Raw genomic sequence first — 14,956 nt, forward strand, 5'->3', positions numbered from 1 at the left:
TTGGGCGGCTTACGCCTGAGCCAGAAGGGAGGGCAGGGTGCGAACGTCCTGATGCGCGTCGGTATCCAGAACGTAATCAATCACCTGCCGAGCTTGATCCTGATTGAGTTGTCGTTGAGTGAGTGCGTTGAACTTGTCGATGATGAGAGACCGTGAAAGAGGCGCACACGGGCCCCCTAATGGCTCTTCGACAGTCATCGAGAACCTGCCTCCAGTCGTGGTCACCAGCGTTATTTCGGGTTCTGCGTCGTCGGCCATGTCAGGATCGACGTTGACTGTCGTCCTGTCCAACCAAGACAGGGCCTCTCTGCTTCTGAAGGCCTGCTCCTCCAGTTCCTCAAGGAACACGCGACCGAAGGCGAGCTTCGCTGCGACCGCATAAGGCAGGCTCATCTGTGCTTGAGCACGAGTATGGACAGAGGTGGCCCCACACATACCGGCCTGGAATTTGCTCATCCTCGCTTCGATCAACGCGACGTTCGACGACGTGAGCGAATTCTGTCCCAGCATTTTCTCAACGGCGTCTATTGCAGAGTGCGTGCCACGACATGTGGCGTAAGGTTTGATCGAGCAACGGTCGAGACGCCATCGCTCGCCATATTCGCTTGTGAGAAGGTCAGGGTCGCCCTTGTCTTGACCGAAAGCGGATAAGTAGCTTCCCCAACTGTGTGGTTGCAGGACCTGTGTGGGGCCAGTGAAGGATGTATTGGCAAGCAGGGCAGCCATGACCCCGCCCTCTGCCGCGCGACCGGAGTGAAGCTTTTTCGTTTGGCTTCCATCATGGATGAAGGCCCATGTGCCGCCCGCAAATGAGCAGGCAATACCCATTGAGGAAGCAAGCTTTTTCTCGTCGAGACCAAGAAGTACGCTGGCTCCGGCGGCTGCTCCGAACGCTCCGCAGGTTCCAGTGGAGTGCCAGCCAAGACCGTTGTGAACCTCGTAACCGCCGCAAGCTTCGAGAATACGTCGGCCTACTTCGTAGCCCATCACCATACTTAACAGCAGATCCTTACCCGACAACGCGCTCGTCAGGGTCGGGAGAATAGCCAGAAGTGCTGGCACCACAACTGCTCCAGAATGATCGCAGCCGCCGCAATCGTCGAGTTCATACGCATGCGCAGACACGCCGTTCAGGAAAGCAGCGTCGCGGGGAGAGACCTTTTCTTGTCTGCCCCATACATGCGAACTGCCGCCGGCCGAAGGGGAGTGAATGACGCATAAGGCCTTCCGGGTCTCATCCGATCCAGCCCCCGCAATACCCGCGCCGAGCGTATCGAGGAGGTGGAGTTTCGCTTTCTCGACAGTTGTTTGAGGGAGGTCGGCGAACGTCGTACCGCGCACCAGTGAGGCGAGTTCTCGAAGATAGTTTCTAGTCATGGAGACCATTCTCCCGACGATAGGAGCGATAGACCTCAATGGGGTGGCGGGCCTCAACCGGTAGAGCGTGCCGAAGGTGCCAGCGCGCGATGTCCGCGCTTCTTGCTACCCACACATCGTCGAAGGATAGAACATGAGCCAAGAACTCTTGCAGGATGAAAATTCGTCCAGGCGTTGCGATCATCTCCGGTCGTATCTGAAGGACGAAACACAGTCCGTATTTGCGATAGGCGTCGAACTCCGCCTTCCAATTCCGCAAGACGCTGTCGTAGCTTGGGAGACGACTAAGCCCCTTCGGGAAAGGTGGATTGAAGTTGAACTGAAAGTAGGGACGGTCTTCAAGCTCCAGATGCACCGGGATTTCAACGAGACCTGACGAATGAGAGTACGGGCGATCGTCTCCATTAAGGCTGGCGGACCACTCGAAGCCGGCTTGGAGGAGTAGCCGATCAAACCCCACTGGCCAGTTGCCGGCGGGTAGTCGAAAGCCGCTGGGTTCTGCGCCGCCCAGCTCCCGAAGGACTTGCGACGATCTCTGCAAACAATCTAAGGACTCTCGCTCTGACAGGGTCTCGTATAGCTCGAACGCCCATCCCCGGGCTGCAAGCTCGTGACCATCCCCTGCAATGTCGCGAAGAAGCTTTCCATGTTTCTGCGCTACGACCCCCGGAACGAACCACGTGGCGGCAACCTGCGAATTTTGAAGGGTTGCCAGCAGTCGCTCAACCCCGCGCTTTGCCCCATATTCCCAAACCGAAAAGCTCTTAGCTCTATTGACGAGATCCGGTGCCTTCAGCACCGCATCAAGGCCGTCGTCGAAAATGACTTGCACTGCAACGGCGCATCTTTTTGCCTCAGGCCAACGATAAGCCGGGATCCTCATAGCTCATTTTCCCTGTCTGTCTGGTGGATCCACCAGCGAGCGATTTCTCCGCAAGTGGTTGCCCATACGTCATCGTGACTGCGGATAGCTGCAAAGAGCCTGTTGAGGATTTCAAGGCGTCCCGGTTTTGCACAGACCTTCGGGTGAAGAATGGTCGTCCAGCACAGGCCTTCAGAATGAAAACCCTCGAACTCGCGGATCCAATTGCAGGCGACCTGTTCGTAGTCGGAAATCCGATCCTGCCCGGAGGGGAAGTCAGGGTCCTCAAAATAGGCGAGGGCGGTGTAGTCGTCGATGTCCCAGCGGCCAGGAATCTCAACAAGGCCCCGATCGCCGTTTTGCTTTGTATGGAAATAGGGTCTGTCGTCCCCACGCATCGAACTCGAATACGTCACCCCGAAGTCGGCAAGAATATCTGCAGTATCGCGAGACCAATCCCCAGAAGGGGTCCGAAAGCCGGTTGGAGTGACGCCCAGTTTCGTCTGGAAAATCTCGCGAGACGTCGTCATCACTGCCTGTTGCTCTTGGACCGTCAGGTCGATGAAACACTCGTGAATATGGCCGTGGTATCCCACTTCATGCCCCGCCCGAACGATCTCGATACATAGCTCCGTCCAATTGTTGACAACCCAAGTGGGGATGAAGAATGTTGCCGTCAGATGATGCTCGTCCAGAAGATCAAGAAGGCGTGGCAGTGCTCGCCAGGGACCGAAGGCTCCCTCCGTGAAATAGCGCGGGTTCTGAAGCAAAGTGCCGTCGAGCATGGCATCGCCGGTAGGGCCATCGACATCGAACGCCAGCGCAACGGACGACCGATAGTTGTTCGGCCAGCGCACACAGGGGCTTTCTGTCGGAATCGGATCGAGATTCAACATCAAAAATGACTTCGTTATGTGGGGAAACGTGCGCGCCGCCGTTATGGCGACGCGCTGTTGTGTTTATTTGACGCCGTTAACGACGGCTTTGGGGACCGCATTGTGGATGAGCCCCCACTTCTTGAGGAGCTGATCGTAGGTGCCGTCCTTGATCAATTCGTCGAGCGCGCCCGCGACAGCGTCGCGCAGGCCCGGGTTGTCCTTCTTGAAACCCATGCCGAACACGTCGTTGTTCAGGATCGGGTCACCGATAAGAACGTAAGTGTCCGGCTCCACGCTCATCTGGTATGCGATAGTTTCGATCCCTTGGACGACCACATCATACCGGCCTTGTTTCATGCCGAGACGCGCAGCGTTCGAGTCGGCTGAACCGTCGAACTGAACCGCAGGTTTTCCTTTTGCAACGCAGTTTGCCTCACTCCACTTTGCGACATTATCCGGGAAGGTGCCGGTGCGGCTTCCCGAAACCTTCTTGCCGCAGACGTCTTCGTTAGACTTATAGCTGGCGGCATTTGCCTTGCTGGTGAAGAAAATAGGGCCGCTAGTGATGTAATCAACGAAATCCATGGCTTCCTGCCGCTTCGGATTGTCGCTCATTCCAGACACGATGATGTCGCCACGTCCTGTTTGGAGGCTGCTTTGAAGCTCCTGGAATGACGATGCCACGAACAATGGATTAAGGTTGAGTTTCTTGGCAATCGCGGTCGCGAGATCAATATCGAACCCGGCCATTGTGCCTGATTTTGGATCTACGAATTCCATCGGCGGATAGATCGGGTTCGTGAGAACACGAAGTTCGCCAGGATTGATCAGTTTTACGTCTGCAGCATGGGCGAAAGACGCGACCGAGGCTGCCAAAGCTACGGCGAGAAATAACGTTGCCTTCATTCTTATCTCCTCTGGATTTTTCTTCTTAAAGCACCGCAGAGACAAATGATCTGACTCTGGGATTCTGCGGATTCGTCAGAATTTCTGTAGGTGTACCTTCTTCGACGATACGACCATGATCCATGAACAGGACCCGGTCAGCGACCTCTCGGCAGAAGCCAATTTCGTGCGTAACCACAATCATGGTTGTGCCACTTGTCGCGAGCTGCTTCATTGTGCTCAGGACCTCGCCAACCAACTCCGGATCAAGCGCAGACGTCGGCTCGTCGAACAGCATCGCTTCCGGCTTCATGGCAAGCGCACGAGCGATTGCAACGCGCTGCTGCTGGCCTCCGGACAACTCGCTGGGGTAAGCGTTTGCTTTCGATGCCATTCCGACACGCTCGAGCAAAGCCATTGCTTCCGTTCGGCAGGTGGTGGGATCGCGCCGCTGGACTTTTATCGGCCCTTCAATAACGTTCTGAAGAACCGTCTTGTGGGGAAACAGGTGAAACCTTTGGAATACCATCCCAACACGGCGGCGCTGCCTCGCGATTTCCCTGTCCACCAGAGGATAGAGCTTATCGCCCTTTCGACGGTAGCCCACGATTTCATCACCAATCACGATCGCTCCGCCATCGATCTTTTCTAACTGGTTGATGCATCGCAGGAATGTGCTTTTGCCCGAACCGGAGGGGCCAATTACACACACGACTTCGCCCTTGGTGATCTCGAAGTTGATGTCCTTGAGAACATGGAAATCGCCAAAATACTTTTGAAGGTTGGAAACGGTGATCAACGCGCTCATTGCCGTTCCTCCGTGATTGGAGAGGCATCCGTAACCTGTTCCGATTGCGACCTGCGCCCCCATCCCTGCGAGAAATGTCGCTCCACATAGAGTTGGCCAATACTGAGCACAGTTACGATGATCATGTACCAGATCGCAGCGACGATCAGGAGTTCGATGACTCTCGAGTTGACGTAGTAGACATCCTCGACGCTTCGAAGGACTTCGGGAAACTGTATGACGCTTGCGAGGGACGTAAGCTTGACCATTCCGATAGTTTCGTTTCCGATGGGCGGAACGATCACACGCATAGCCTGCGGTAGTACGATGCTGAACATTGCTCTCAGCTTCGTCATGCCGACAGATTGCGCCGCTTCCGTCTGCCCTCTGTCGACCGATAGCACGCCTGCACGAACCACCTCCGCTGTGTAGGCTCCCTGCTGGAGACCCAATCCGATGAGTGCGGCGACGAACGGCGTCATCACATCCACGGTCCGGACCGGAAACAGACCGAACAGACTAATCGTCGGGAAAATAAGGGCGAGATTGAACCAAAGAAGGAGCTGCAGCAGCGCCGGCGTACCGCGGAAGAGCCAGATGTAACCCACCGCCACGCTACGCAGCACGACGTTGTCCGACATTCTCATGAGGGCCGCGATCACTCCCAGCGCAATGCCCAACAGCATCGCGCAGATCGTCATGATGATGGTGTTCCCCACGCCGCTGACAACCTTGTTCTCGAGAAGGTTGGCCGAGACGTAACTCCATGCGATGTCGCCCTTCCAGAAGGCGTTACCAACGAACGCCAGAGCGATCAAAATGATAGCGGCTCCGAGGTGATTGGCGTATTTGACCGGTTTGACGATCGTTAGATGGGTGTAGTCGCCAGAACTATCTGTCGGCATTGGCATCCTCAGTTTTTGGTTCCCTGGCTCTCTTGAGCTCTTGAATTCAAAATTTAGGGGGAACACACGCACGTCACAAACGACGATCCCTCATAAGATTTATGCGACAAACGCATGAATATAAGCGGACCTGGATCCAGGGGTCGCGCAGTCTGATCGTTGGAGGCGCAGTGGTCGAGTTCGCCGGAATTGCGGGCTATCGGTGATCTCTGTGCGCAGCCATAATTGCTCCAGTTGCTGCCATGAAGGCTACCGTCGAAAAAGCCGCTCCGAGCGCAAGCCCATATTCAAGCGGGGCCCAGGTCAACATCGCGGTGGCAAGCACTAGGCCAAATGAATTCGCCGTCCTCAGCAGCGCGAAGGCTTCTGCCCATTTGTCGGGTGGCGCCAACCCTTCGATCGCGACGGAATAGTAAGTGCTCAGCGGTGCCATGACGGCTCCGACGAGGAGACATCCAACGACCGTCGCTACGACGGAATGCTCCAAGGCAACCATCGCCGATCCAGCCGCCATCGATAGCAGCAGTAGGGCGACGCGCTCCCGGCGGATCATCCTGTTGGTGAAGCTGATCCAGGCCCCGCCAGAGATCGAGGCAAGGCATAGAGCAACCGTGAATATGACGGCGAGCTCGGGCTCGAAGCCGAAGCGTATCGCAATTGCGACAGCGCCGACCTCTATCGCTCCGACGGCTGCACCACTGGCGCAGGAACAGAGCAACCATAATCCGGAACGGGGCATGCCTCGCGGCTGCAGGGTCCGGTCCATCTTAGGAATGACTGCAGCCGGAATGCTTGGGATGAGCAGCAATGGTGCTGCGCCGACAATCACCGCCACAAGAACTGCTAGAGACGGAGATATCGTCGACAGAGCTGAAGCCGCGACAGGCGCCGCCGCAAATGTGACCTCGTTCAACGTCGAACCGACGGCGAGTGCGCGGACGATCTGCCGGTCAGCGATCAGGTACCGCAATATCGACCGCAGGAAACTGAAAGCTGCCCCGTCTACCAGGCCGGCGAGTGCGGCGACGGATACCAGCAGGACAAAAGGGGCTTTCGCGAGGGCAAGCGCCACCATGCCGCCGAGAGCCGCTGTGCGCAACATAAGCAGCACCTTGAAGAACACGACTGCGTTCCAGTTTCGCCCGAGCCTTGTAGCGGGGACCGCGCCGGCAAGTTGCGCGCCAGTCATCGCAAGCATGATCGCGGCGCCGCTCGTGGGGTCGCCAGTGAGCGGTAGCGACAGGAGAGAGAACGCTATCGGCCCAGCCGCCTTGGGTACGTTCAGAAGCGCGAAGGATGACGTCCAACGCGCAAGGGCACCTCGAACGGCCGGCGCAGGTCCTGCGCCGGGTTGTTCGCCCAATATGCTTTTGTCCGTCAAGCGACCGCCTGCGTGGCGCGAGCTTGATGGCGCATCAGCATGCCGAAGAGGTCGCGCGGCTCGTCGGGGTCGGCAAGCAGGTCTAGGTTCTGGAATCGTGAATCGGCGGATAGTTTATCGCGAACGTACCTTAGCGCCGAGAAGTCCTCCGTGGCAAACCCGACGCTGTCGAACAGGGTGATCTGCGTTTCTGAAGCGCGACCGCTCTCTGTGCCTGCGACCACCTTCCATAGCTCGTGAACCGGATGATCCTCGGGAAGTTGCTGAATTTCGCCTTCGATCCGGGTCTGCGGCGGGAATTCGACGAAGATGTCAGAGCGCAGGAGGATGTCGCGATGGAGTTCGGTCTTGCCGGGGCAGTCTCCGCCGACCGCGTTGATATGAATTCCAGGTCCGACCATGTTGTCGCTGAGGATCGTGCTGTTCTTTTTGTCGGCAGTGACAGTGGTGACGATCTGCGCGCCTTCGACGGCCTCTTCTGCCGTGCGGCACGTGTCGATCCGGAACCCGAAGGGCTCTAGGTTTCGAGCGCATCTTTCGGTTGCGAACGGGTCGATGTCGTAAAGCTTTAGATGATCGACGCCGAGCAGCGCCTTGAACGCGAAGGCCTGGAACTCGCTCTGTGCGCCGTTGCCGATGATGGCCATGGTGCGAGCGCTTTTAGGGGCGAGATGCTTTGCGGCGACGGCCGACGTCGCAGCGGTGCGCAGCGCCGTCAAAATCGTCATTTCCGTCAGCAGAACCGGATATCCGTTGTCGACGTCGGCGAGCACGCCGAACGCCGTTACCGTCTGCCGCCCGGATTTCGTGTTCTTCGGATGTCCGTTGACATACTTGAAGCCGTAGAGCTTGCCGTCACTGGTCGGCATCAGTTCGATGACGCCGTCATGCGAATGGGAGGCGATGCGCGGCGTCTTGTCGAAGCTCTCCCATCGCGCGAAGTCTTCTTCGACGTACGCGCTTAGTTCGAGGAGGAATGTCTCCACGCCAACAGAAAGGACGAGGTCCATCATGTTCTCGACGCTGACGAAAGGGACTATGTTTAGGTTCTGCGGTGTGGGCATCAGTAGCTCCTTGTAGGCCGGTCCAGGACGGTGCGTCCCATGACGCTCGCGGTGAGATCGACGAGAAGCTTTGCGGTGCGGCCGCGCTCGTCGAGAAACGGATTAAGTTCGACGAGGTCGAGACTGGCGACCAGCCCGCTCTCGTTCATGGCCGAGCTCGCGAAGAGCCTCTGATAGACCCGCGACCCTGATGGCGCTTGGTCCCATTTCGCAACTAAGCTGCGAGGCACCGACTTGAAGCGGTATCCCGACGATTTTGCAAAGCATTGACTTCTCCCTGGCAGGGCCTCAGCGTCCTGGAATAGCGACGCGGGCCTCGATTGTTCTGAACAGACGGCCAAACACCGCGCCCATGAGCAGGTAGATCGCTCCGGCGATTAGGAAGGTCTCGAAGGGCGCATACGTCCGGGCGACGAACACGCGGGCAGCGCCGGTCATCTCCATCACCGTCACCGCGCTCGCCAAGGTGGAGCCCTTCATCACGAGGACAAGTTCGTTTCCGATGGCTGGAAGCACGGACCTGTAGGCCTGAGGGATAATGACCTTCAGGAGCAGCACGGCGCGATGAAGTCCGAGCGCGCGTCCGGCCTCCCACTGGCCAATCGGGATCTGCCGAACGGCACCAGCCAGAAGCTCTGCCGAATAGGCGGCCGAGTTTAGACCGATAGCAATGATAGCGCAGTTCACAGGGCTTCGTAGAACCGGCCACAGAAAGCTGCTGCGAACCGCCTCGATCTGACCTAGGCCATAATAGACGATGAAGAGCTGCACGAGCAAAGGACTGCCGCGAATAAGGAACGTGTAGGTGGCGAAGGGCAGGCGCAGATACCTTTTCTCCGACGTGAGAGCCAATGCCAGCGGCAGCGCGAGCACTTGTCCCAACGCGAAACTTGCGAGCGTGATCATAATCGTCAGGAGAAAACCGTTCTTGACGGCCATGAATGCAGGGGCGAAGAGATCGAGCGATAACATGGCTTCACCTTAAATGCGGAGACAGCTTGACCTCGTACGCCTTCAGTAAGAGCGTGGAGACGCCCGTCACCATGACGTAGAGAGCGGCGGCGGTGAGATAGAACGCGAGAGGCTCGTGCGTTGCGCCCGCCGCGACGACGGACTTACGCATAAGTTCCTCGAGGCCGACGACAGAAACGAGGGCGCTCTCCTTGAGGATGACGAGCCACTGGTTCCCGAGGCCGGGCAGGGCGCGCGCCATCATCTGAGGGAGCACCACCAGTCGGAAGGCGCGTGGCCTGCGTAAACCAAGCGACAGTGCCGCCTCCCACTGGCCAGCCGAAACGCTGAGCAACGCTCCTCGGAGGATTTCGGTAAGATAGGCGGCGGCGACAATCGACAGCGATGCAATGCCTGCGCTTAGGGCGTTGACTTCGACATATTGACCCGTAATCTTCGTGAGCAGGACCGTGCCGCCGTAGAAGATCAGGAAGATAACGAGAAGTTCCGGAAGGCCTCGGATCAGCCCGACGTATCCCATCACTAGCCGCCGGACGAACGGCTTGCCGTAAATTGCCAGCGGCGCGAGGACGGCGGCGATTAGAAATCCGACGACGAAGCTTCCGACCGCAACACTAAGCGTCGTGACAAGTCCCTGAAGAAGTTGCCCCTGATATTGTTGGATTGCTTCAAACATTGCCAGCCTCCAGAAACTGCTTGCCGACATGCTCCGCCAGACCGGCGAAGAAATCGGCCGAGAACCCGATCATGTTTTCAAACTGCTCCACGATGATGTTCTCGTCAGGCGAATGCAGCATCGCTCCATGGTGCGTGAGGCCAGCCCCAAACAGTGTGGCGCCGAACGTATGGACGAAGGGATGCGCCAGCCCGGACGCTGCCGAGCTCGGCTGTATGATGGCAGGGCCGCCGAACCACTTTTCCAGGAGGGCCGCACCGAGGCCGACAGCCACGTGCGATGGGTCGCTTCGCACACCCAGAACCTCGGCATCGAGAACCTTCAGTTCGATGTCGTCAAAGCCGAGCGTGTCCAGATGGACGCGGACGAGTTCCGCTATGCGGACGGGATGCTGGCCAGGCGCGAGTCTAAAATCCAGTTTTACGACGCCGCTGCACGGCAGGACAGTCTTCGCACCCTCTCCGCCGTAGCCCCCGTGAAATCCGTTCACATTCAGACAGGGTTCGAAGTTAAGGTGCTCATAGAAAGTGGTGGCATCGATGCCCTCGAGCAGGCGGCGCCCACCCGTTTCGGCTTGGAGGTCTTCCAGAGGAAACGGTGCCGTGGCCGTCAGCTCCCGGCTGTAAGGCTCCGGGGCGACGATGTCATCGTAGAAGCCATTGATCAGGATGCGCCCGGACGCGTTCCGAAGAGAGGAGACCGCCGACGCGAGCCGCCATAGTGGGTTGTCGAAGATCGCTCCGAGGCTGGAATGGAGGTCGGCACGCGCTGTCTGGCATACCAGCTCGACCGCAAGCACGCCCTTGAATCCCATCAGGACGATAGGGCGACCCGTTCTGTCGACCTCGCCATATTCCCACCAGCAGAGATCTGCCTTTGTGTCTGGAAACCTTGTTTTGAGGAAGCTTGTCAGGGACGGACTGCCGATCTCCTCCTCGCCCTCGACGATCCATATCAGCTTGTAGGGCAGCGGATCGGGACGGCGGGTACGAAAGGCACGCCATCCGGCAAGGCGGCTGACGAACTCGCCTTTGTCGTCCGCAACGCCGCGCCCGTAGAGTCGTCCACCACGCTCCGAGAGAACGAAGGGCGCGTCGGTCCAGAGATCGACGGGATCCTCGGGCTGCACGTCGTAATGATTGTATACGATGAGGGTAAACGGGCCGTCGCCGGTTTCGCCGACGACGAAGGGGCCGACGTCGCCGGGATGCTGCTCCGTGTGGAATCCTGCATCCTGCAGCAGCGCCTCGACCGCGTCGGCACAGGCGTCGAGTCCTTCCCCACGGGCGCTGACAGATGGGATGGACACCAGATCCGCGAGGTCTTTCGCCGCCGCGGCTAGAAGATCGGGTGGCACGCGCATGCTTCCTCCTTTACGGGAAGCGGCTGAATAGCCGCCTCCCTCAACGCGTTACTTCTTGGAAACGTCGTATCCGAACCACTTTTCGGAGATGGTCTTCACGGTCCCGTCGCTCAGCATCGCTTCGACGGCGCCGTCCACCTTGCCCTTGAGCTCGTTCTTGCCCTTGGCCATGGCAACGCCCTGGCCTTTTCCGAATTCGGAGAAGTCCGAACCCGTAAGCAACGGCCCGGCATAGACTAGCTTGTCCTTGCCGCGCTCCTTGACGAGCGGCTCCCAGGCGGATCTTTCCATCAGGCCGGCATCGATGCGTCCGGCAAGCAGGTCGTCGGCAATCTGGTCGGGACGGTCGTAGACGCGTACGTCGGCATCCGGGAAGTGAGCCCGCACCACCTGCTCGTGGGTGGTGCCGGTCTGAACGCCGATAGCGGATTTCGCGAGCGTCTTGGTCAGATCGGCGGCTGTCTTGTCCGAAGCCGCCTGGCTACCCGCCGCAACGACGATCGAGTTCGGCGCATCGGCGTAAGCCACGGAGAAGTCGACTTTCTTCGAGCGTTCGTCATTGATCGAGATGCCCGAAATCACGAGATCGAACTTGCCGATCTGCAGGCCGGGCAGAAGACCGTCATAGGCCTGGTTCTGCCAGTTGCAGGTCGCCCCGATCCGCTTGCAGATTTCATCGCCGACGTCCTTGTCGAAGCCGACGATATTTCCGCTTCCATCGACGGATTCCCATGGTGGATAGTCGGCGCTCGTGCCGACGCGCAGGTCGGCGGAAGACGCCGCCGTTGCAAGAAGCGAAAGAGCAAGAGCAATTGTCAGTCGTTTCATGTGATTCCCCTTTTTTGATAACGAAGACATCCTCGCGCCCCGAATCGAGCGCAGGAATTCCAAGATTGCGTGGATCAGGCAGCGGAGGCGGAGGCTTCCTTAAGGAACTGCGAGAGGCGGCCGAGGCCCTCGCGAAGGATTTCTTCTCCGTTCGAGTAACCGATGCGCAGATAACCTTCCATGTCCATTGCGCTACCAGGCGTCAGCATCACACCCGTCCGCTCAAGGAGACGCAGGCAGAACTCCTCGGACGACATTGGCAGATCGTACTTCAGCAGCGCGGTCGTTCCGGACTTGGGCTTTACCCATGAGATCAGCGGTTCGCTATCCACCCACTCGGACAGGATTGCGAGGTTGGTGCGGGTGATACGGTGGCTGCGGTCGAGGATCTTTTCCTTGTTCTCAAGCGCGATAGCCGCGAAGTGGTCGTCAAGCATGCCGACCGAGATCGTGTTGTAGTCGCGGTGGATGCAGACGGCATGGATGAGCTCCTGTGGCGCTACGATCCAGCCAAGGCGGAGGCCTGCAAGCGAGTAGGTCTTGGACATGCTCGCAGTGCTGATGCCCTTTTCGTAGAGGTCGGCGATGGAGGCCGTCATTCCAAGCTCGCCCTCCTGGTCCGTGCCGCGGTACACCTCGTCGCAAAGGATCCACGCACCGCAGGCGCGCGCGATCTCGACGATTTTTTCCAGGTAGGCCCGGTCCATAAGCGAGCCGGTCGGATTGTTGGGATTGTTGATCGCGATAAGTTTCGTGCCGGGCGTCGCGAGCTTCTTTAGTTCCTCGAGATCGGGAAGGAATCCGGTCTTCTCGGTCAGCTTCAGGATTTGCGTGTCCGCACCGATGCTTTCAGGGATCGAATAGTGCTGCTGGTAAGTCGGAAGGACCGAGATAACGCGGTCGCCACGCTCCACCAAGGTCTGGTGAACCAGCGCGTTCGCGCCGATCGCCCCGTGGGTGATGACGACATTCTCAACCTTCTGGTTTTCGTAAAGGTCGGCGACCAGCGTGCGCAGCCGGACGCTGCCCTCGATCTCTCCGTAGGTCAGCTTCAGGGGTCCGAGCTGCTGGCCGATATCGTTGATGCCGGACATGTCGAGAAGTTCCGCGACCGTGAGCGACTCGACGCAGGTCTCGGCGAGATTCAGCTCACACTTTGTCTCGTACTTGTTCATCCAGATTTCGACGCCGAAGTCGCGGATTTTCATGTCATTCTCCTTGAGATGGGGGTGTTCAGACGCGCGCTGCGGAGAGCAGCGCGACGGCGGCTGCGACGTCTTCGAGACCAAGCCCGATGGAACGGAAGAAGGCTGGGCGCTCGCGGCTCGGTGCCTTTGCCCGACCGGCCATCAGTTCCGGCAGGTCTCCAAACAATGCTTCCGGCGACCATGTGCCCGCTGCTGTGGCAAGCTTCATGTCTCCTGCTGAGGAGGGCGTCGTTTCGCGGTAGTCGCAATAGACGTCGAAACCCTGGAGTGCGGACGGATCGACTTCGTGTGCGTTGGCGACATTCGTGCTGATCGACGTGACGACAGCGGCCTTCGACAGGCTTGCTGCATTGATCACGGGAGTGCCCGAGGATGTGCAAAGAAGAACGACGTCGGCGCCCTTGACCGCCGCGTTCGCGTCGGCGATCTTGGTGATCGCGACGCCACTTTTCGTGTGTGAGGGTAAGTCGTTTCTGGTCAATACGTCCGGCGAAGCCAAGCGCACTTCTGACCAATTGCGAATGCCCTCAGCGTAGCGAAGATGTGCGAGGCCGACCGGACCGCATCCGACGACAGTCAGGACAGAAGCGTCCTTCGGAGCAAGCGTGTCGGCTGCAATGATTGAGGTTGCAGCGGTGCGCTCCGTGGTGAGCTTCTTGGAATCGCAAAGCAGGACGGGCGTGCCTGTCTCCATCGACATCAGCAGCGTCCAGGCGGTGACCAGCGCGCCGCCGGAGCCTGGGATGTATGGTGACAGCTTCGCCCCGAATACCTTCTCGTCCGAGAAGACGCCCAGATACGTGATGAAGTCGCCGGCGTCCTTCGGAAACAAGCTCAGCGTCTGCGGCGGCTGGACGGCATTCCCCTCGGCAAGAGAGCGGAACATGCGCTCGAGCACGGCTCGGATGTCGACTTTGGGCAGAAGCTGGTTGATCTCGGTTTCGCCGAGCACGATCGGTTGCGTCATCAGTTACCTCCACGTTAGATGGGCGACAGGAAGGCACGACGAACCTGTCGCGCGCCATGGTGGACGCACGGTGGAAATCGCTGTTGCTCTATCTGCCCGTTAAGAGTAGAAGGACCTTATGAGCAATATATTGCGCAGTCAAGAGCGGGGCGATGTTTTGGCGCATGTGTCTGGAAACCTTCGCAGGTTGCGGCAAGCGGCGGGTCTGAGCCAAGGCGCACTGGCGACAGCAGCGGGTATAAGTCGACGAATGATCACCGCCGTTGAGGCAGGAGACGCGAACATCAGCCTGTCGAGCCTGGACAAGCTGGCAGCCGCTATGGGCGTCGGATTTGTGGATCTCGTTAGAGATCCCGATCGGCAATCGTCTTGCGACATCAACGAGGTGACCTGGCGCGGGGAAGGACCGGAAAGCAAGGGTGTTCTCCTTGGAACAGCTCCTGCCGGACAGGAAACACAGTTGTGGATGTGGTCTTTGGAGGCCGGGGACAGATACGATGCCGAACCCGATCCGCAGGGCTGGCACGAGATGCTGGTCGTCACGGAAGGCGCGCTGACGCTTGTTCTGAGCGGTGAAGAGACAGAGTATCCCGCAGGAAGCTTCGCCATCTATAGCTCAGCCCAGAATTATTCTTACGTGAATCGAAGTACGGCAGTTACGAAGTTCGTTAGGAATGTCGTGTCGTGATCCACTTGCTCCCGCTTCCTTTGACCCTCGGATCGATACAGACGCATTACCTCAGCAGAAGACCCGCGATCGCCCCTCTCATCCGAAACGCCGACTCGTGACCTGAAGGAGATCT

At 58.6% G+C, this 14,956-nt stretch carries 15 protein-coding genes and 1 pseudogene; 1 reads left to right on the forward strand and 15 read right to left on the reverse strand.

Annotated elements, in window-relative coordinates; translation table 11 throughout:
• Positions 1 to 9: 9 nt before the first annotated feature.
• From F617_RS0113545 to F617_RS0113615, 15 genes and pseudogenes are all read right to left on the reverse strand, one after another.
• Positions 10 to 1,377: an MmgE/PrpD family protein gene (locus F617_RS0113545; protein WP_019565615.1), complete on the reverse strand. Its 1,368-nt coding sequence runs from the start codon at positions 1,375 to 1,377 to the stop codon at positions 10 to 12.
• Positions 1,370 to 2,260, reverse strand: a complete 891-nt coding sequence (locus tag F617_RS0113550; RefSeq protein WP_019565616.1) for a polysaccharide deacetylase family protein — start codon at positions 2,258 to 2,260, stop codon at positions 1,370 to 1,372. Before F617_RS0113550 ends, F617_RS0113545 begins: the two co-directional genes overlap by 8 nt.
• Positions 2,257 to 3,135 (reverse strand): polysaccharide deacetylase, encoded by an 879-nt coding sequence (locus tag F617_RS0113555; RefSeq protein ID WP_019565617.1) that lies wholly within the window; start codon positions 3,133 to 3,135, stop codon positions 2,257 to 2,259. Before F617_RS0113555 ends, F617_RS0113550 begins: the two co-directional genes overlap by 4 nt.
• Positions 3,136 to 3,198: 63 nt before the next feature.
• Positions 3,199 to 4,023 carry an ABC transporter substrate-binding protein gene (locus F617_RS0113560; RefSeq protein ID WP_019565618.1) on the reverse strand — a complete coding sequence of 275 codons (825 nt, stop codon included), beginning with the start codon at positions 4,021 to 4,023 and terminating at the stop codon, positions 3,199 to 3,201.
• Between the two features lie 25 nt (positions 4,024 to 4,048).
• On the reverse strand, positions 4,049 to 4,810 hold the full coding sequence (locus F617_RS0113565) for an amino acid ABC transporter ATP-binding protein (RefSeq protein WP_019565619.1): 762 nt from the start codon (positions 4,808 to 4,810) through the stop codon (positions 4,049 to 4,051).
• Complete coding sequence (locus F617_RS0113570) at positions 4,807 to 5,694, reverse strand: amino acid ABC transporter permease (protein ID WP_019565620.1); 888 nt, start codon at positions 5,692 to 5,694, stop codon at positions 4,807 to 4,809. Before F617_RS0113570 ends, F617_RS0113565 begins: the two co-directional genes overlap by 4 nt.
• Before the next feature lie 196 nt (positions 5,695 to 5,890).
• Complete coding sequence (locus tag F617_RS27020) at positions 5,891 to 7,075, reverse strand: MFS transporter (protein ID WP_019565621.1); 1,185 nt, start codon at positions 7,073 to 7,075, stop codon at positions 5,891 to 5,893.
• Positions 7,072 to 8,139 (reverse strand): ornithine cyclodeaminase, encoded by a 1,068-nt coding sequence (locus tag F617_RS0113580; RefSeq protein WP_026330837.1) that lies wholly within the window; start codon positions 8,137 to 8,139, stop codon positions 7,072 to 7,074. The genes F617_RS27020 and F617_RS0113580 overlap by 4 nt, the downstream gene beginning before the upstream one ends.
• Positions 8,139 to 8,282, reverse strand: a pseudogene (locus F617_RS29150) (arginase family protein); the annotation flags it as partial. The pseudogene F617_RS29150 and the gene F617_RS0113580, both read right to left, overlap by 1 nt.
• A gap of 145 nt (positions 8,283 to 8,427) precedes the next feature.
• Positions 8,428 to 9,111, reverse strand: a complete 684-nt coding sequence (locus tag F617_RS0113590; RefSeq protein WP_019565624.1) for an ABC transporter permease — start codon at positions 9,109 to 9,111, stop codon at positions 8,428 to 8,430.
• Between the two features lie 4 nt (positions 9,112 to 9,115).
• The gene (locus F617_RS0113595) at positions 9,116 to 9,787 is read right to left on the reverse strand and encodes an ABC transporter permease subunit (protein ID WP_019565625.1); all 672 of its coding nucleotides are present in this window, start codon (positions 9,785 to 9,787) and stop codon (positions 9,116 to 9,118) included.
• The gene (locus F617_RS0113600) at positions 9,780 to 11,150 is read right to left on the reverse strand and encodes a M20/M25/M40 family metallo-hydrolase (RefSeq protein ID WP_019565626.1); all 1,371 of its coding nucleotides are present in this window, start codon (positions 11,148 to 11,150) and stop codon (positions 9,780 to 9,782) included. Before F617_RS0113600 ends, F617_RS0113595 begins: the two co-directional genes overlap by 8 nt.
• A 48-nt stretch (positions 11,151 to 11,198) precedes the next feature.
• A complete protein-coding gene (locus F617_RS0113605; RefSeq protein ID WP_019565627.1) occupies positions 11,199 to 11,978 on the reverse strand; it encodes an ABC transporter substrate-binding protein in 780 nt (259 codons plus the stop codon).
• Between the two features lie 74 nt (positions 11,979 to 12,052).
• Positions 12,053 to 13,186, reverse strand: coding sequence for an aminotransferase (locus tag F617_RS0113610; RefSeq protein ID WP_019565628.1), 1,134 nt, complete (start codon positions 13,184 to 13,186; stop codon positions 12,053 to 12,055).
• Between the two features lie 25 nt (positions 13,187 to 13,211).
• Entirely contained in the window at positions 13,212 to 14,153 is a 942-nt protein-coding gene (locus F617_RS0113615; RefSeq protein ID WP_019565629.1) for an ornithine cyclodeaminase family protein, read from the reverse strand.
• 118 nt (positions 14,154 to 14,271) lie between these two features.
• Between F617_RS0113615 and F617_RS0113620 the strand changes: the two genes are divergently transcribed.
• Positions 14,272 to 14,841 carry a helix-turn-helix domain-containing protein gene (locus F617_RS0113620; RefSeq protein ID WP_019565630.1) on the forward strand — a complete coding sequence of 190 codons (570 nt, stop codon included), beginning with the start codon at positions 14,272 to 14,274 and terminating at the stop codon, positions 14,839 to 14,841.
• Positions 14,842 to 14,956 lie beyond the last annotated feature (115 nt).

This window comes from Agrobacterium sp. 10MFCol1.1 (genome assembly GCF_000381165.1).
Lineage (GTDB): Bacteria > Pseudomonadota > Alphaproteobacteria > Rhizobiales > Rhizobiaceae > Agrobacterium > Agrobacterium tumefaciens.